General features: G+C 41.2%; 20 protein-coding genes. All 20 read left to right on the top strand.

Annotated elements, in window-relative coordinates:
* The first annotated feature begins 65 nt into the window (after positions 1-65).
* Positions 66-1,544 carry a stage IV sporulation protein A gene (spoIVA, locus tag ACTJKA_RS10905; protein WP_008344534.1) on the top strand — a complete coding sequence of 493 codons (1,479 nt, stop codon included), beginning with the start codon at positions 66-68 and terminating at the stop codon, positions 1,542-1,544.
* A 374-nt stretch (positions 1,545-1,918) separates the two neighbouring features.
* Complete coding sequence (gene hbs, locus ACTJKA_RS10900; protein ID WP_003215863.1) at positions 1,919-2,197, top strand: non-specific DNA-binding protein Hbs; 279 nt, start codon at positions 1,919-1,921, stop codon at positions 2,195-2,197.
* A gap of 190 nt (positions 2,198-2,387) precedes the next feature.
* On the top strand, positions 2,388-2,957 hold the full coding sequence (gene folE, locus ACTJKA_RS10895) for a GTP cyclohydrolase I FolE (protein ID WP_003215789.1): 570 nt from the start codon (positions 2,388-2,390) through the stop codon (positions 2,955-2,957).
* A 23-nt stretch (positions 2,958-2,980) separates the two neighbouring features.
* Entirely contained in the window at positions 2,981-3,211 is a 231-nt protein-coding gene (mtrB, locus tag ACTJKA_RS10890) for a trp RNA-binding attenuation protein MtrB (protein ID WP_008344541.1), read from the top strand.
* Positions 3,212-3,326: 115 nt separating this feature from the next.
* On the top strand, positions 3,327-4,094 hold the full coding sequence (locus ACTJKA_RS10885; RefSeq protein WP_007500958.1) for a heptaprenyl diphosphate synthase component 1: 768 nt from the start codon (positions 3,327-3,329) through the stop codon (positions 4,092-4,094).
* A 3-nt stretch (positions 4,095-4,097) separates the two neighbouring features.
* On the top strand, positions 4,098-4,802 hold the full coding sequence (locus ACTJKA_RS10880; RefSeq protein ID WP_035391650.1) for a demethylmenaquinone methyltransferase: 705 nt from the start codon (positions 4,098-4,100) through the stop codon (positions 4,800-4,802).
* A 24-nt stretch (positions 4,803-4,826) separates the two neighbouring features.
* Entirely contained in the window at positions 4,827-5,789 is a 963-nt protein-coding gene (gene hepT / locus ACTJKA_RS10875; RefSeq protein WP_007500951.1) for a heptaprenyl diphosphate synthase component II, read from the top strand.
* Positions 5,790-5,918: 129 nt separating this feature from the next.
* Positions 5,919-6,365, top strand: a complete 447-nt coding sequence (ndk, locus tag ACTJKA_RS10870; RefSeq protein ID WP_003216015.1) for a nucleoside-diphosphate kinase — start codon at positions 5,919-5,921, stop codon at positions 6,363-6,365.
* 144 nt (positions 6,366-6,509) lie between these two features.
* On the top strand, positions 6,510-7,286 hold the full coding sequence (locus ACTJKA_RS10865; protein ID WP_008344547.1) for a CheR family methyltransferase: 777 nt from the start codon (positions 6,510-6,512) through the stop codon (positions 7,284-7,286).
* A 76-nt stretch (positions 7,287-7,362) separates the two neighbouring features.
* Positions 7,363-8,535: a chorismate synthase gene (aroC, locus tag ACTJKA_RS10860; protein ID WP_046343851.1), complete on the top strand. Its 1,173-nt coding sequence runs from the start codon at positions 7,363-7,365 to the stop codon at positions 8,533-8,535.
* Entirely contained in the window at positions 8,535-9,626 is a 1,092-nt protein-coding gene (gene aroB, locus ACTJKA_RS10855; protein WP_017359757.1) for a 3-dehydroquinate synthase, read from the top strand. Before aroC ends, aroB begins: the two co-directional genes overlap by 1 nt.
* Complete coding sequence (gene aroH, locus ACTJKA_RS10850; protein WP_008344549.1) at positions 9,623-10,006, top strand: chorismate mutase; 384 nt, start codon at positions 9,623-9,625, stop codon at positions 10,004-10,006. Before aroB ends, aroH begins: the two co-directional genes overlap by 4 nt.
* Positions 10,007-10,238: 232 nt before the next feature.
* Positions 10,239-11,786 (top strand): anthranilate synthase component I, encoded by a 1,548-nt coding sequence (gene trpE / locus ACTJKA_RS10845; protein WP_048003159.1) that lies wholly within the window; start codon positions 10,239-10,241, stop codon positions 11,784-11,786.
* Complete coding sequence (trpD, locus tag ACTJKA_RS10840) at positions 11,758-12,780, top strand: anthranilate phosphoribosyltransferase (protein ID WP_048003158.1); 1,023 nt, start codon at positions 11,758-11,760, stop codon at positions 12,778-12,780. Before trpE ends, trpD begins: the two co-directional genes overlap by 29 nt.
* Positions 12,773-13,525 carry an indole-3-glycerol phosphate synthase TrpC gene (gene trpC, locus ACTJKA_RS10835; RefSeq protein ID WP_440607760.1) on the top strand — a complete coding sequence of 251 codons (753 nt, stop codon included), beginning with the start codon at positions 12,773-12,775 and terminating at the stop codon, positions 13,523-13,525. Before trpD ends, trpC begins: the two co-directional genes overlap by 8 nt.
* Complete coding sequence (locus tag ACTJKA_RS10830) at positions 13,522-14,190, top strand: phosphoribosylanthranilate isomerase (protein ID WP_017359753.1); 669 nt, start codon at positions 13,522-13,524, stop codon at positions 14,188-14,190. The genes trpC and ACTJKA_RS10830 overlap by 4 nt, the downstream gene beginning before the upstream one ends.
* Complete coding sequence (trpB, locus tag ACTJKA_RS10825) at positions 14,171-15,370, top strand: tryptophan synthase subunit beta (RefSeq protein ID WP_007500937.1); 1,200 nt, start codon at positions 14,171-14,173, stop codon at positions 15,368-15,370. Before ACTJKA_RS10830 ends, trpB begins: the two co-directional genes overlap by 20 nt.
* Positions 15,367-16,170, top strand: a complete 804-nt coding sequence (gene trpA / locus ACTJKA_RS10820; protein WP_007500934.1) for a tryptophan synthase subunit alpha — start codon at positions 15,367-15,369, stop codon at positions 16,168-16,170. Before trpB ends, trpA begins: the two co-directional genes overlap by 4 nt.
* 11 nt (positions 16,171-16,181) lie before the next feature.
* Complete coding sequence (hisC, locus tag ACTJKA_RS10815) at positions 16,182-17,279, top strand: histidinol-phosphate transaminase (protein WP_017359751.1); 1,098 nt, start codon at positions 16,182-16,184, stop codon at positions 17,277-17,279.
* Between the two features lie 115 nt (positions 17,280-17,394).
* On the top strand, positions 17,395-18,510 hold the full coding sequence (locus ACTJKA_RS10810) for a prephenate dehydrogenase (protein WP_017359750.1): 1,116 nt from the start codon (positions 17,395-17,397) through the stop codon (positions 18,508-18,510).

Raw genomic sequence — 18,510 nt, 5'->3', positions numbered from 1 at the left:
CCGTTTGATTGAAGTATAGAGTATTTTATTTGAAAACGAGGATAGCAAGTCCGGGAGGGGATCACTTGGAAAAAGTCGATATTTTCAAGGATATCGCTGAACGAACAGGAGGCGATATATATTTAGGAGTCGTTGGAGCTGTTCGTACAGGGAAATCTACGTTTATTAAAAAGTTTATGGAGCTCGTGGTGCTCCCGAATATCAATAATGAGGCAGACCGTGCAAGAGCACAGGATGAATTGCCGCAAAGCGCAGCAGGAAAAACCATTATGACCACAGAACCAAAATTTGTGCCAAATCAAGCGGCATCCATTCACGTGAGCGACGGCCTGGATGTCAACATTAGGCTTGTCGATTGTGTAGGCTACACCGTGCCTGGTGCACGCGGTTATGAAGATGAAAATGGTCCGAGAATGATTAATACGCCGTGGTATGAAGAACCAATCCCGTTTCATGAAGCAGCGGAAATTGGTACACGCAAGGTCATTCAAGAGCATTCAACCATTGGTGTTGTGATTACAACAGATGGATCAATTGGAGAAATCCCAAGACATGACTATATTGAATCAGAAGAACGTGTCATTGACGAACTCAAAGAAGTTGGAAAGCCGTTTATTATGGTAATCAACTCTGTGAGACCTTATCACCCTGAAACAGAAGCACTGCGGCAGGAACTTAGTCAAAAATATGATATTCCTGTACTCGCGATGAGTGTCGAAAGTATGAGAGAACAAGACGTTCTCAGTGTACTTCGTGAAGCATTATATGAATTCCCAGTGCTTGAGGTGAATGTGAACCTGCCAAGCTGGGTCATGGTACTAAAAGAAGATCATTGGCTAAGAGAGAGTTATCAGGATTCAGTGAAAGAAACCGTCAAGGATATTAAGAGATTAAGAGATGTTGACCGAGTGGTAGGTCAGTTCAGTGAATTCGATTTTATCGAAAGAGCAGGCTTAGCAGGCATTGAAATGGGTCAGGGGATCGCAGAAATTGATCTGTATGCGCCGGATGATCTATATGATCATATCCTAAAAGAAGTGGTTGGTGTGGAAATTAGGGGCAAAGATCACCTTCTTGAGCTCATGCAAGATTTTGCACATGCGAAAACGGAGTATGATCAAGTGTCTGACGCTTTAAAAATGGTGAAGCAGACTGGATACGGAATTGCGGCACCAGCTTTGTCAGATATGAGTTTAGATGAGCCGGAAATCATTAGGCAAGGATCAAGATTTGGCGTCAGATTAAAAGCAGTCGCGCCATCTATTCATATGATTAAGGTAGATGTAGAAAGTGAGTTTGCGCCGATTATCGGAACAGAAAAACAAAGTGAAGAGCTCGTCCGATACTTAATGCAAGATTTTGAAGATGATCCGCTTTCTATCTGGAATTCCGATATATTTGGACGCTCACTCAGCTCGCTTGTCAGAGAAGGCATTCAAGCAAAACTCTCGCTAATGCCGGAAAATGCAAGGTATAAACTAAAGGAAACGCTTGAACGAATTATTAACGAAGGATCAGGCGGTCTGATCGCGATTATTCTATAGGATGTGAGACCTCTCATTGATGGGGGTCTTTTTTTGCGTGCGGGTGAAGTCATAAAAAGACAATTGTATAAAGATTAGTCAGATTCAGGCTGAAATTAGGAATATTCGTTCGCAAAAGTGCCCTTAATCCTTGACGAATAAGGATTCTTCCCTTTAAAATGCTTGATATGGTATTTCATATGTGTTAATCTACTTACAGAAAATCTTCACTTTGTTGGACAAACATTCCTTCAAAGAGAAGTTTTCTAATGAAAAGCCATGTATGACGCTTTCTAGACGCTCTTTTTTTCAAAAAAAGTGTATAGAAAGAAGATGAATTGTGAAGAAATGATAACAATCTATTGAATGCATATTTTTGGGAGGAGGTGAAAGGCATGAACAAGACAGAACTTATTAACGCGGTTGCTGAAGCAAGCGAGTTATCTAAAAAAGACGCGACAAAAGCAGTTGATTCTGTTTTTGATACAATTTTAGATGCACTTAAAAATGGTGACAAAATCCAACTTATTGGTTTTGGTAACTTTGAAGTACGTGAGCGTTCAGCTCGTAAAGGACGTAACCCACAAACTGGTGCAGAGATCGAAATCCCTGCAAGCAAAGTACCTGCTTTCAAACCAGGTAAAGCACTTAAAGACGCGGTGGCAGGTAAATAATCGTTATGTGTAATGATCCTATTGAAGGAGTTATACATATACAGTTTCACACTGGTCTAGAAAAGCCCCTTTGATAAGGGGCTTTTCCTTTTGAATCAAATGGTTTGTTTAGAACGCTCTCCTTTGCTTTTAGGATCTGAAGTGTGCTAGAATCTGAATGAAATGTAATCGCCTTTGGAGGATATAATACATGAGTGAAATAAATAAAGAATTAATCGAACACGCGGTACGCGATATATTAAAAGCAATCGGAGAAGATCCAGATCGTGAAGGACTTCTTGATACCCCAAAACGAGTAGCAAAAATGTATGAAGAAGTGTTCTCGGGATTAAATGAAGATCCAAAAGAACATTTTAAAACCATTTTTGGTGAAGATCATGAAGAACTCGTTCTTGTCAAAGATATTGCTTTTCATTCAATGTGTGAACACCACCTTGTGCCATTCTATGGCAAAGCCCATGTCGCTTATATTCCGCGCGGCGGAAAAGTAACGGGACTCAGCAAGCTGGCAAGAGCAGTAGAGGCCGTGGCAAAGCGCCCGCAGCTTCAGGAACGCATTACATCAACGATTGCAGACAGTATGGTAGAAACCTTAAATCCACATGGTGTGATGATTGTCGTTGAAGCAGAGCATATGTGTATGACGATGCGCGGAGTGAAGAAGCCCGGCGCTAAAACAGTCACTTCAGCCGTACGCGGTACATTTGCAAATGATGCGGCAGCAAGAGCAGAAGTGCTTTCATTTATTAAAAACGACTAATCCATAGATGGAAGGTGAACAGATTGAGTGAAAATAAAGCATCTGATTTTGTGGTGATTAAAGCCATTGATAATGGTGTCAATGTGATCGGCTTAACTAGAGGTTCCGATACAAGATTTCACCATTCCGAAAAGCTCGATAAAGGTGAAGTCATTATCGCACAATTTACTGAGCACACATCAGCCATCAAAGTGCGGGGCGATGCTGTCATTCAAACAAGCTTCGGTGAAATTCAAAGCGAAGCAAAGAAATAACGCACGACTATGCACTTGATAGCATGAAAGTCAGGCCTGATATGGTATAATAAATCTCTATACAATGTAGAGAGCTACATATGAAACTGTAATTTTTGGGACAAGGGTGATATCTTTGCAAGACATCTACGGAATTTTATCTAATCTGAATATAAAATTAAACAAAAAGCTTTCTCATCCTTATTTGGCGAAGCATTTGCGTGCGCCGCTCATCGATGAAGATAAGCTCCTTCTTTTTCATGCAATGTTTGATGAAGCTCAAATCGATGCTGAGAAAAAAGAAAATTATATTTTAACGGCGATGCTTGTGCAAATTGCCCTTGATACCCATGACGAAGTCACAACTGCTGCAGCCATCAAACAAGACGAATTCAAAAATCGTCAGTTGACCATCCTAGCAGGAGACTATTTCAGCGGTCTCTATTACTCTCTTCTCTCTGACATGAAAGATATTTACATGATCCGCACTCTCGCCACGGCGATCAAAGAGATTAATGAACATAAAATTAGACTATATGATCGATCCATTCAAGATGCAGCCCACTTTTATAAAAGTGTTGCTACAGTGGAATCTGCGCTATTCCAAAGAATTTCTGAGCACTTTCAATTGACGCATTGGAATGAAATTGCAAGTCGCTTCCTTGTTTATAAACGTTTTATGAAACAAGCAGAAGACGACAAACATTTAAAACTTTTTTTGAACGATAGCTATACGGACGCCTATACATGTTTTGACAACTTTGAGAATGAAGGCTATGAAAAGGCCAAACGATCAATCAAGGAGCATCTAGTTTCATCTCCGATCGTTCAAAAAGAGCTATTAAATCGCTTGGATCATATGAAAAATGAACCTGCGTACCATCAGAAAGTGGAAGAAGGGTAAGTCATGCAGCAATCAAAAGAACAGCGAGTACACGGTGTATTTGAAAAAATTTATAAAAACTATGACCAAATGAACTCTGTCATTAGCTTTAAACAGCATAAAAAATGGCGCGATAAAACAATGAAGCTCATGAATGTTCAAAAAGGAGCCAAAGCACTAGATGTATGCTGCGGAACTGCCGATTGGACGATTGCGCTTGCAGACGCTGTTGGAGAAACAGGCGAGGTCAAAGGTCTTGACTTCAGTAAAAATATGCTGAGTGTTGGCGAAACGAAGGTGGAAACAGGCGGCTACAATCAAATTGAGCTGCTCCACGGCAATGCAATGGAGCTTCCTTTTGAGGACAACTCATTTGATTATGTCACAATCGGTTTTGGCCTTCGAAATGTCCCTGATTATTTAACAGTGCTAAAGGAAATGACACGAGTGGTAAAACCCGGTGGAATGGTTGTCTGCCTTGAAACATCACAGCCTGAGATGATTGGGTTTAAACAAGGGTATTATGTCTATTTCAAATACATCATGCCGCTCTTTGGCAAACTGTTTGCCAAAAGCTATCAGGAGTATTCATGGCTTCAAGAATCAGCCAAAACGTTCCCTGGCATGAAAGAACTGGCGTCTCTTTTTGAAGAGGCCGGTCTATCTGATGTCTCGTATCATCCATTTACAGGCGGTGTAGCAGCAACACATATCGGAAAGAAGCTTTGAATAAACGATATTTGGGTGAAAATAATGAAACTAAAAGCAATGATTTCTTTTCTAAATCATGATATCGATATAATTGAAAAAGAGCTTGAACAAACCGTTCGCTCTGATTATGCATTATTAAGTGAAGCCGGTCTTCATTTGCTGCAAGCGGGCGGAAAACGAATCCGCCCCGTTTTTGTTCTCCTTTCAGGCATGTTTGGTGACTATGATATTAATAAAATTAAATATGTAGCCGTAGCGCTTGAATTAATTCATATGGCATCACTTGTCCATGACGATGTCATTGATGATGCAGAACTGAGAAGAGGAAAACCGACGATTAAAGCAAAATGGGACAACAGAATTGCGATGTACACGGGGGATTACTTATTTGCAAGGTCACTCGAGTACATGACGAAAATCAATCACCCAATGGCACATGAAATTTTGTCAAAAATGGTCGTCGAGCTCTGTCTTGGGGAAATAGAACAAGTCAAAGATAAATACAACATGGACCAAAACCTTCGTACATATTTAAGAAGAATTAAGCGAAAAACAGCCTTGCTTATTGCAGGCAGCTGCCAATTAGGTGCGATTGCAGCTGGAACAGATGAAAAAACACATAAAGCCCTTTACTGGTTTGGGTACTATGTTGGTATGTCGTACCAAATCATTGATGATGTCCTTGATTTTACATCAACTGAAGAAGAATTAGGCAAGCCTGTTGGTGGGGACCTTTTACAAGGAAATGTCACTCTTCCTGTTTTATATGCGCTTCAGAACCCGACGTTAGAAGGTCAGTTGAAGCTGATCAATAGTGAAACGACGGAAAAGCAGCTGAAACCTGTGATTGAACATCTCAAACAAACAGATGCGATCGACCGTTCCATTCGAGTGAGTGAAATGTATTTGAAAAAAGCATTTGAACAGCTCGATCAACTTCCGCGTGGGCGGGCTAAATCTTCATTAGCGTCGATTGCAAAATATATTGGTAAACGAAAATTCTGATCAACGTTTCGTTGATTGGTTTTTTTGTGAAATTTTTTGTCAAAAATTGATTATTATAAAAAAAAATGATACGATCACTTTGTAACAATGTAAGCCTATACATACATAACGACGGGGTGGAAAACGTATATGGACAAAACATTTCTTATGGTCAAACCTGATGGTGTGGAAAGACAATTAATCGGTGAAATTGTGTCAAGATTCGAAAAAAAGGGGCTTCAGCTTGTTGGAGCAAAGCTCATGAGCATTCCAAAAGAAGTAGCAGAAACACATTACGGAGAGCATAAAGAAAAACCATTTTTCGGTGAATTGGTTGACTTTATTACGTCAGGACCTGTATTTGCGATGGTATGGCAAGGTGAACAAGTCGTAGACGTAACAAGGCAGATAATTGGAAAGACAAATCCGAAGGAAGCGCTTCCGGGAACAATAAGAGGCGACTATGGATTAACTGTTGGCAAAAACATTATCCATGGCTCAGACTCACCAGAAAGTGCCGAAAGAGAAATCAACCTGTTCTTCAAACAAGAAGAACTGACAAACTGGGATCAAACGATCTCAAGCTGGATTTATTAATGTTCAAGCCAAAGTGTTCATCAAACGATCACTTTGGCTTTTTTATATTGAGATTTCTATACGAATTTTCGCATGAGATGATACAAATTTATGATAAAAACAGCTATACTAGGACAAAGATAGATGAGACAGGAGAGGACATTGATGGATCAGTATCAAGTATTTGTTGGAAAATGGAAAAAACTAACTGGGGTAGATCTGAATTTATATAAAGAAGCACAAATGAAACGAAGATTAACATCTCTTTATGATAAAAAAGGATATAAAGATTTTGAGGCATTTGCGTCTGCTCTTGAAAAGGACAAAGCACTATTAGATGAAACGATGGATCGAATGACGATCAATGTGTCAGAATTTTACCGAAACTATCAGCGCTGGGAAGTACTTGATCAAAAAATCCTGCCGCTGCTTTCAAAAAACAGCGGCACCCTAAAAATATGGAGTGCAGCTTGCTCAACTGGAGAAGAGCCGTATACACTCTCAATGCTGCTATCAAGCCATCCGCTTGTGAAAGACTTCCAAATTATTGCAACGGATATTGATGATAAAGTCCTGCAATCCGCGCAAAAAGGAAGATATCATGAACGATCTTTGCAAGAGGTGCCAGATCAAATCAAGCAAAAATATTTCACCAAAGAAGATTCTTCATTTTACACGGTGAAGGATGAGATTCGAAAGCACATTCAATTTAAGAAACACAACCTTTTAGCGGATCCATATGAAAAACAGCTGGATCTCATCGTGTGCCGAAATGTTCTCATCTACTTTACAGAAGAGGCGAAAGAAGAAATTTACTTAAAAATGAGCAGCAGTTTAAAGCAAAACGGCGTATTATTTGTTGGTTCTACAGAACAAATTTTTCACCCAGAAAAGTTTGGACTAACCTCTGCTGATACTTTCTTTTATCAAAAGAAGGGGTAGTAGCTGACTTTTTAGTAGGAAGTGTGTTATTATAGTTTTACTTAAAAGCGTTAATGCGATGAAGGGAGAATAAGTCATGAGGTACTTAACAGCAGGTGAATCACATGGTCCACAACTGACCACAATTATTGAAGGAGTTCCAGCGGGACTTTACATAGAGCAGGATGACATCAATTATGAACTGGCTAGAAGACAAAAAGGTCATGGCCGCGGAAGAAGAATGCAGATTGAAAAAGACCAAGCGAAAGTGTTAAGTGGAGTCCGCCACGGGAAAACATTAGGTTCTCCTATTGCACTTGTTGTTGAAAATAATGATTGGAAGCACTGGACAAAGGTCATGGGTGCAGAGCCAATTACTGAAGAAGAAGAGAGTGAAATGAAGCGTCAAATCTCTCGTCCAAGACCAGGGCATGCGGATTTAAATGGTGCGATTAAATATGGTCACCGTGATATGAGAAACGTATTAGAGCGCTCATCAGCACGCGAGACAACGGTTCGTGTAGCAGCAGGTGCAGTAGCGAAACAAATTTTGGCTCACCTTGGAATCAAAGTGGCTGGTCACGTCCTTGAAATTGGTGGAGTAAAAGCTTCCCATACCACTTATGAATCTATTGAAGATTTGCAAAAAGTAACAGAAGAATCACCTGTTCGCTGCTATGACAGTGAAGCTGGTCAAAAAATGATGGATGCCATTGACGAAGCGAAGCAAAACGGCGATTCAATTGGTGGTATTGTCGAAGTCATCGTTGAAGGGATGCCAGTTGGAGTCGGCAGCTATGTGCACTATGACCGCAAACTGGATAGCAAGCTTGCAGGTGCAGTACTGAGTATCAACGCTTTTAAAGGTGTTGAATTTGGTATTGGCTTTGAGGCAGCTTCTAAAAATGGCAGTGAAGTTCATGATGAAATCATCTGGGATGAAGAAAAAGGCTATACGAGAAAAACAAACCGCTTAGGTGGTCTTGAAGGCGGAATGTCAACTGGCATGCCGATTGTCGTAAGAGGGGTTATGAAACCAATCCCAACCTTATACAAACCATTGCAAAGCGTGGATATTGAGACAAAAGAACCTTTCTCTGCAAGTATTGAGCGTTCTGACAGCTGTGCTGTTCCTGCCGCAAGTGTTGTGGCAGAAGCAGTCGTTGCATGGGAAATCGCCAATGCAGTGGTTGAGCAGTTTGGTCTTGATCAAATTGACCGCATTAAAGAAAATGTGGACAAAATGCGCCAGCTTCAGAGGGAGTTTTAATGAAAACACTGGAAGTGAAGACGTCTTCAGCTACTTATCCTGTATATATCGGTGATGGGATTAGACAAAATATCGTAGACTTGATTACTTCCACTGGGCGATCCTACACGAAGCTCTTTATCGTGACAGATTCAGCCGTCGATGCCCTTTATGGAGATGAAATGGTTCAATTACTGAAACAGAAATGGTCTGTACAAAAAATAGTGGTGCCAAACGGAGAACAATCAAAATCTTTTGCGCAGTTTGAGCAGATTCATACGAAAGCCATCCAATTTCAACTCGACCGCTCCTCATGCATCATTGCATTAGGAGGCGGGGTGATTGGAGACTTGGCTGGCTTTGCTGCTGCCACTTATATGAGAGGCATTGATTTTATTCAAGTACCGACCACGCTGCTTGCACATGATAGTGCAGTCGGCGGAAAAACCGGAATCAATCATCCGCTCGGCAAAAATTTAATTGGTGCGTTTCATCAACCGGCTGCTGTCATCTATGATACAAGTATGCTAGAGACACTCTCACCAATAGAGCTGAGATCAGGCTTTGCTGAGGTGATAAAACATGCACTGATTTCAAGTGAAGTCTTTTTATCAGAACTGATGTCCATTCGTTCGTTGACAGAATTATCAAAGGATGAACTGGCACATATGCTTTATCAAGGGATTCAAGTGAAAGCATCCATTGTTCAAGAAGATGAAAAAGAACAAGGTGTGCGGGCATACTTGAATTTAGGTCATACACTAGGGCATGCCATTGAAGCGGAGTATGGATACGGTGCGATCACGCATGGAGATGCCATTGCAATTGGCATGCAGTTTGCTTTATATGTCAGTGAAAAAGAGCAAGGACTCAGTCTAGATCGCGAGAAACTTAAAGTGTGGATGAAAGAACTAGGGTTCCCAGTACAAGTCACACAAACGATTTCAACCAAAACATTTGTCGATCGCATGATTGGTGATAAGAAGGCAAGAGGCGGGAGTGTTCAGTTTGTTTTGCTAAAACAAGTTGGAGACGTCACCCTGCAATCTTTCACAAAAGATGAGCTGTATCACTGGCTCGAAGAATGGAAACGGGAGGAGGGCTGTCTATGATGTTTCGCGGCATACGCGGGGCTACAACTGTGACAGAAGATACTGAAACAGAAGTGTTAACCAAAACGAAGCAGCTGCTAGAAGCGATCATTTCAAAAAACCAAGTAGATCCAGAGCGTGTCGTGCAGATCTTGATTTCAGCTACACAAGATATTCACTCTGTTTTTCCAGCAAAAGCACTCAGGCAGTTTGAAGGATGGACCTATGTGCCTGTCACTTGTATGCAAGAGCTTGACATTGATGGAGGTCTAAAGAAGTGTATTCGCGTTTTAATGACCGTTCAGACAGATGTCAAGCAGGAAGACATACAGCACGTATACTTGGAAGAGGCTGTCACGCTTCGGCCTGATTTACAGTTGACAAAAAACAAGGAATTATAATACGATATGAACAGCTGAAGTTTACACACAGGTGTGAACGGCATTGCAAGCTTAGAGAAGATGAGAATGAGACTAGGGTAGTTGAGATGAGTAGAGTTGAGCAGAGATACGATACTTCTATTTAATCATACTGCCTAAAAGAGCGAAGCCTCTTTTAGGCTTATTTCGTATACTCAAACAAATCCTCAAGATGTCCCCTCATTCTCCTTAATTCCATTTAAGGAGTGTGCTTATGAAATCCCAATCAAACCTTACCCAATTTTTAAGAGACAGCCAGTTTTACAAAACCATCCCGATTGTTGAAACCATTACAGTTGATACGCTCTCACCCATTCAAATTGTTGAGAAACTGAAACAGGATATTGTGTATTTGCTAGAAAGCAAAGACGAATCTTCTAGCTGGTCGAGATATTCCTTTATCGGATTACATCCTTTTTTAACATTACATGACGAGCAAGACCATTATATTGCTCGTGACGCTGCAGGAAAGTCAGTGATGCAAAAAGCGGAGCTGAAAGAGTTGCTTGACTGGATGAAAGAGCAATATCAAATCAAGACACCTGAAATTGAGATCCCATTTACTGGCGGAGCCGTAGGGTACTTAAGTTACGACCTCATTCCCAACATTGAGCCGTCTGTCAAGCCGCATCCGAATGCATCAACAACAGATAATTGCACATTATTTGTTTGCCAAACAATGATCGCATTTGATCATGAAACAAACCAAGTTCATTTTATTCAGTACACGCAGCTGAACGGTCATGAAACAGACGAAGAAAAAATTCTGGTTTATCGAGAAAATCAAAAGCAGCTTGAACTGATGGTACAGCAGCTTCATACAAAAATTGATATGAAAGAACTGATTATCTCAGGGAATATGAATGAACCCCCTTCGTTTGAACAGGTGACGTCTACCTATGAAAAAGCAAAATTTTTAAAGGATGTCGAAAAAATCAAGGAGTATATTCGAGCGGGTGATATCTTCCAGGGTGTACTTTCTCAGCGTTTTGACATTCCAGTGACAGTGAGCTCATTTGAATTATATCGTGTGCTTCGGATCGTCAATCCATCACCGTATATGTATTTTATGAAATTAAAAGATCGAGACTTAGTGGGAAGCTCGCCAGAACGATTAATCCATGCGAAAAACGGTCACTTAGAAATCCATCCAATTGCTGGTACAAGAAAACGAGGAATGACAAAAGAAGAAGATGATGCACTAGCAAGAGAGTTGCTCGATGATGAAAAAGAAAAAGCAGAACATTACATGCTAGTGGATCTGGCTCGAAATGATGTGGGGCGTGTGGCAGAGTATGGCAGTGTGTCTGTCCCAACTTTTACAAAAGTCGTGAACTTTTCGCACGTCATGCACATTATTTCTATTGTGACAGGGAAGCTGAAGCAGGATACACATCCAGTAGATGCACTTATGTCCGCTTTTCCAGCAGGCACATTGACAGGCGCCCCAAAAATTAGGGCGATGCAATTATTAAACGAAATGGAGCCTGAGCCAAGAGAGACGTATGGCGGCTGTATTGCCTATATTGGTTTCGACGGCAATATCGATTCCTGTATTACCATTCGCACAATGAGCGTCAAACATCAGACTGCTTCAATACAAGCAGGTGCCGGCATTGTCGCTGATTCCGTTCCAGAAAACGAATGGGAAGAGACATGTAATAAGGCAGGAGCACTTCTAAAAGCCATTCAGCTTGCTGAACATATTTTCTCAGAAAAGGAGAGTGTGCCAAATGAATCAACGACTATCAGCTCTTGTTAATGGAGGAAAACTATCAGAAGAAGAAGCGAATGGCCTGATGCATGATATGATGAGCGGCTCGTTAACAGATGCTGAAGTCGCTGCTAGTCTATCTATTTTAGCGCATCGAGGAGAAACCGCCGAAGAAATGACAGGCTTCGTGAAAGCCATGAGGCAGCATGCAGCACCAGTGGAAAGGTCACTTGATGTCGTTGATACGTGCGGGACAGGAGGCGACGGTTTATCAACATTTAATATATCAACAGCCGCTGCCATCGTTGCTTCGGCTGCTGGGGCGAAAATCGCCAAGCACGGAAATCGTTCCGTCTCCTCTAAAAGCGGGAGTGCTGACGTGCTAGAATGTCTTGGTATTCAAATTCAATCCACACCTGAAGAAACAAGACGGCAAATACAGCAGAAAAACATGGGCTTTTTATTTGCACCGCTCTATCATTCTTCTATGAAACAAGTAGCCGCCGTACGCAAGCAGCTCGGATTTCGGACGGTATTTAACTTATTAGGACCGCTTTGCCATCCGATGCAGGCCAAAAAGCAAATCATTGGTGTGTATGCAAAGGAAAAGGCAAAGCTCATGGCGAAAGCTCTTGCTCCTTTAGAGCCAGAACATGTCCTGTTTGTTTGCGGAGATGATGGGCTGGATGAATTAACCATTACAGCAAATTCATACATCATTGAACTCAAAAAAGGTGTCATGACAGAATATACGTTAAACCCAGAAGACTTCGGACTTGAAAAAGGGCATTTATCAGACATTCAGGTCCAATCACCAGAAGAAAGCGCCAAATTGATTCAGAATATATTGAATTATCAAGCGGGTGGAGCACCGCTTCATATTACAGCGCTTAATGCTGGGGCCGCATTATATGTGGCAGGAAAAGCAGAGAGTCTGATGGCAGGGACAATGAAAGCATTAGAAACGATCAAAAACGGATCAGCTAAAGAACAATTAGCCCGTCTAAAACAAAAAACGAAAGAGGAAGAGATCTATGCTTAATCAAATTATCGCCCGTAAAAAAGAACATGTGCAAACCTTGCAATTACCTGAGGAAGGACATTATGAAAGACGATCATTTAAAGAAGCCCTTATAAATCCTCACCGCTCGATAGGACTGATTGCTGAGGTGAAAAAAGCGTCTCCTTCCAGAGGAATCATTCAGCCTCATTTTGATCCTTTACAGACAGCGAAAGCATACGAAACATCAAATGCAGATTGTTTATCTGTCTTAACGGATGAACCGTTTTTCCAAGGGAAAAACGAATATTTGTCTCTTATTAAAGAACACATCACACGTCCTATTTTAAGAAAAGATTTCATTATTGACTCTATACAAGTAGAAGAATCGAAACGGATAGGGGCAGATGCCATTTTATTAATTGGAGAGGTGCTTGAGCCGCAAAAGCTGTATGAGCTCTATACAGAAGCGAAAGAAAAAGGAATGGATGTCCTCGTTGAAGTACATGCAGCACATACACTAGAAAAGATTTTACACCTATTCACTCCTGAGATCATCGGTGTGAACAACCGGAATCTCAATACGTTTACAACAACTGTTGAACAAACAAAAGAGATCGCGCCACTTGTTCCAAAAGACGTATTACTAGTAAGTGAAAGTGGCATAAAGACATTTGATGATCTGACCTTTGTGAAACAGCACGGAGCAAACGCCGTTCTTGTTGGTGAATCTTTAATGAGGGAACGATCACAGGAGAAAGCCGTTCAGGCATTGTTCGGAGAATGAAGAAAATTAAGCCTTACTTAAAATATTGCGGTGCTGTCTCACAAGAGGATGTCGCATGCATCTCGCAATCTCAAGCGGATGCCATCGGTTTTATTTTTGCGCCGAGTAAAAGACGAGTTGATCCAGATCAAGTGAAACACTGGCTGTCACAAGTAAAATGCAAAAAAGAGATAGTGGGGGTATTTGTGAATGAAAAAACACCAAAAGTGTGCGAGATCACAAACAACCTCCCCTTAGATATTGTGCAGCTTCATGGCGATGAGACGCCAGAAGTTGCAAATGACATTAAACAGCATACGAAGGCGCTCGTTTGGAAAGTGTTCCATCACGAGCCCGATGTAAACGACACACTTGAACATATGACGGCATTCGCTCCAAGTGTCGACGGTTTTCTCATTGATGCGAAAGTAAAAGGAATGAGAGGCGGTTCTGGAACAGCTTTTGCATGGGAGGCGGTGCCTTCATATGTTCAGCATGCAAAACAACTGGGAAAAACTTGCGCCATTGCTGGCGGGATCACGCCAGACACCATAATAGATCTGCTTGCTTTTGGTCCAGACGTCATAGACCTTTCAAGCGGTATAGAAGAAAACGGGAAGAAAAGCAGTACAAAGATGAAAGCGCTCGAAGAAAGGATGTTGAACCATGTACGCATATCCAAATGAGATTGGCAGATATGGAGAATTTGGAGGGAAATTCGTTCCTGAAACGCTCATGCAGCCACTAGAAGAGATCGAACAAGCTTTTCGTGAATTAAAAGAAGACCCTGCTTTTCAAAAGGAATATATATCGCTTTTGAAAAACTATTCAGGCAGACCAACCGCACTCACATATGCTGATCAATTATCGGCATATCTCGGCGGTGCTAAAATCTATTTAAAAAGAGAAGATTTAAACCATACAGGCGCTCATAAAATTAACAATGCGCTTGGGCAGGCACTGCTAGCGAAAAAAATGGGGAAATCAAATATTATCGCCGAAACAGGAGCAGGTCAGCACGGTGTAGCTGCTGCAACAGTGGCCGCAAAATTCGGTTTATCCTGCACTGTATTTATGGGAAAAGAAGATGTGGAAAGACAATCACTCAATGTGTTCCGAATGAAACTACTCGGCGCTGAAGTCATACCTGTTACTAGCGGGAACGGAACATTAAAGGATGCAACCAATGAAGCCATCCGCTATTGGGTCCAGCATTGCAGTGACCACTTTTATATGATTGGCTCAGTCGTTGGACCTCATCCGTATCCTCAAATCGTCAGTGAATTTCAGCGGATGATCGGAGATGAGGCAAAAGCACAGATACTTGAAAAGGAAGGGCAGCTTCCTCATAAAGTCGTTGCCTGTGTTGGCGGCGGAAGCAATGCGATAGGAATGTACCGGGCGTTCTTAGATGAAGAGGTCGATATCATTGGTGTAGAAGCTGCTGGGAAAGGAATCGACACTCCGCTTCATGCAGCAACCATCACGAAAGGGACAAAAGGTGTCATACATGGATCTTTGACATACTTGATCCAAGACGAATTTGGTCAAATTATTGAGCCTTATTCGATTTCAGCTGGATTAGACTATCCGGGGATTGGGCCAGAGCATGCGTATTTGCATGCGAGCGGTCGGGTTCAATATGTGAGTGCGACAGATCAAGAAGCACTAGATGCGTTAAAGCTGCTCACAGAAAAAGAAGGAATTCTGCCAGCGATCGAATCTGCACATGCTTTAGCAAAAGCGTTTGAGATGAGCCAGAACATGAGTGAAGACGACATTGTTCTTGTCTGCTTGTCAGGCAGAGGAGATAAGGACGTGCATACATTAATGAATGTGCTTGAAAGTGAGGGTGAAACAAAATGATCACATTTCAATTAGAGCAAGGTCAGAAATTATTTATTCCATTTATTACAGCGGGTGATCCATCAGAAGAGATCACCATTGATTTAGCCCTCGCACTTCAATCAGCAGGGGCACATGCGATTGAACTAGGTGTTCCGTATTCCGATCCGTTAGCGGACGGCCCCGTCATTCAAAGAGCTTCTAAAAGAGCACTTCATCATGGTATGAATATCGTAAAAGCGATAGAATTAGCAGGAAAGATGAAAAAAAACGGCGTAAAAATTCCTGTAATTCTATTTACGTATTATAATCCTGTGTTACAATTAGACACAGAATACTTTTTCGCTTTACTGCGCAAAAATCATATTTCGGGACTCTTAACACCCGACTTGCCTTTTGAAGAGAGCAGCGAGCTACAGAAGAACTGTCAAGCACACGACATTTCATATATATCACTCGTTGCACCAACAAGCAAGGAACGATTAGAAAAAATTGTAGAGCAGGCAGAAGGTTTTGTGTATTGTGTTTCATCTCTCGGCGTCACAGGTGTCAGACAATCTTTCGACGCATCGATTACAGATTTTATTCAACAAGTGAAACAGTTGAGTCAAATACCAGTTGCTGTAGGTTTTGGTATTTCAACAAGAGAACAAGTAGACTCAATGAATAAAATGAGTGATGGTGTCGTTGTCGGCAGTGCGCTTGTCAAAAAAATTGAAGAGCTTCAAGAACAATTAGTAGCAAGTGATACACGCCAAGAGGCTTTAAGAGAATTTGAAACATATGCAAAAACATTTAGTCCCCTCTATTCATTCAAATGAGGTGAAACATTTTGCAAATCAAAGATCAATTAAAACAGCTAAAACCGTATCAACCTGGGAAACCAATTGAAGAGGTCAAAAAAGAATATCAATTAGACAAAATTGTGAAATTGGCTTCAAATGAAAACCCTTTTGGATGTTCCACACATGCAAGAGAGGCTATACAAGCTGAACTTGAACATTTAGCGATTTATCCAGACGGATACAGCGCAAGTTTAAGAACGGAACTGGCTGAGTTTCTTCAAGTAAATGAAAAACAATTAATATTCGGGAATGGCTCAGATGAACTTGTGCAAATTATTGCTAGGGCATTCCTTGATCAACATACAAATACGGTGATCCCATCTCCGTCATTCCCGCAATACCGTCACAATGCAGTAATTGAGCATGCAGAGATTAGAGAAGTACCACTTCTAAATGGTGGAGCTCATGATCTAAAGGGAATGCTGGATGCGATGGATGACAACACAAAAGTCGTTTGGGTGTGTAACCCGAACAATCCGACAGGAAATCATTTGTCAGAATCTGAGCTAGTATCGTTCTTAGATCAAGTGCCTGCTCATGTGCTTGTCGTTCTAGATGAAGCATATTTTGAATATGTCCGCGCAGAAGACTTTCCGAACAGTTTATCTCTATTAAAAGCCTATCAAAATGTCATTGTATTGCGCACATTCTCTAAAGCATATGGACTTGCGGCACTTCGAGTAGGTTATGGGGTTGCTTCAGAGGAATTGATTACCGCCATTGAACCTGCGAGAGAGCCATTTAATACAAGTCGTATCGCTCAGGCAGCTGCACGTGCAGCCATTAAAGATCAAGACTTCATTCAATCGTGCAGACAAAAAAATGAAGCAGGTCTTAAACAATATCAAGAATTTGCAGACCGTTTTGGATTATTTATCTATCCATCTCAAACAAACTTTGTGCTGATTGATTTTAAAAGAGATGCAGATGAGCTGTTCAATGCACTTTTGAAAAAGGGCTATATCGTTCGATCTGGTCAAGCTCTCGGATTCCCAACTTCTTTACGTATTACTGTTGGAACAAAGGAGCAAAATGAAGAAATCCTAACTACACTTGCCGATTTATTACAAGGCATTCGTGCGTAGCATAACAATGAAGTCATATCCTGTTTATGGGATATGGCTTTCGTTGTAACTCATCCAATATACATATAAGCTAGAAACAGCTTGTTTAATTTTCGCGAAAAATCAGGTGATGAACATGAATGAAGCAAACGAAACCATATTAATCGCTGGGCTCGGTTTAATTGGTGGTTCTATTGCACTGTCGATTAAAAAAGAATTTCCACATAAAAAAATTGTAGGCTATGATGTCTCTAAAGAACAAATGATTGCTGCAACAAAACTAGGGATCATCGACGCGACTGCCGAGTCCTTTATGGAAGGCTTAAATGAAGCAGCAACGATTATTTTGGCAACGCCAGTACAACAAACCGTCAAAATGTTAAGTGATATTGCAGCATCTGGAATTGAAAGAGAGCTCACGATTACGGATGTAGGGAGCACAAAGCAAAAGGTCGTTCACTTTGCTGAAAAAACGTTGCCTGATCATTACCAATTTATTGGCGGGCATCCGATGGCAGGGTCTCATAAATCAGGTGTCATTGCAGCGAAAGACTTTTTATTTGAAAATGCATTCTACATTTTAACGCCAGCAAAGGTAACAAGTCGTCAGGCTGTTGACCGTTTGAAGGATCTGCTGAAGGGAACCAATGCTCATTTCATTGAAATGACACCCGAAGAACATGATGCTGTGACAAGTGTGATTAGTCACTTTCCACATATCGTCGCTGCCAGTCTTGTGCATCAAGCGCATCATTTTGAAGAAGAATTTCCTCTTGTAAAACGGTTTGCTGCTGGAGGCTTTCGAGATATTACCCGTATTGCATCAAGTAATCCTGCAATGTGGCGCGATATCCTTTTGCACAATAAAAACAAGATTTTAGACCGATTTCATGAATGGAAAAAAGAGATTGACCGCATTGAATCCTTTGTGCAACAAGAAGATGCTGAGGGGTTATTCTCTTATTTCCAAGAGGCCAAGGAATATCGCGACGGCCTGCCTCTGAGGAAAAAAGGAGCTATCCCTGCTTTTTATGATCTTTATGTCGATGTGCCGGATCATCCTGGTGTTATTTCGGAAATTACAGGATATCTAGCAAATGAAAACATCAGTATTACAAATATCCGTATTATTGAAACGCGAGAAGACATTAACGGGATTTTACGCATTAGTTTTCAAACAGATGACGATCGAAAGCGGGCAGAACTCTGTATAAAAAATAGAGCAAATTACGATACATTTTATGCTGATTGA

The organism is Bacillus sp. 22190 (assembly GCF_052045575.1).
GTDB lineage: Bacteria > Bacillota > Bacilli > Bacillales > Bacillaceae > Bacillus > Bacillus altitudinis.
The sequence above is the reverse complement of the archived record's forward strand: the minus strand, read 5'-3'. Positions and strand labels throughout refer to the sequence as shown.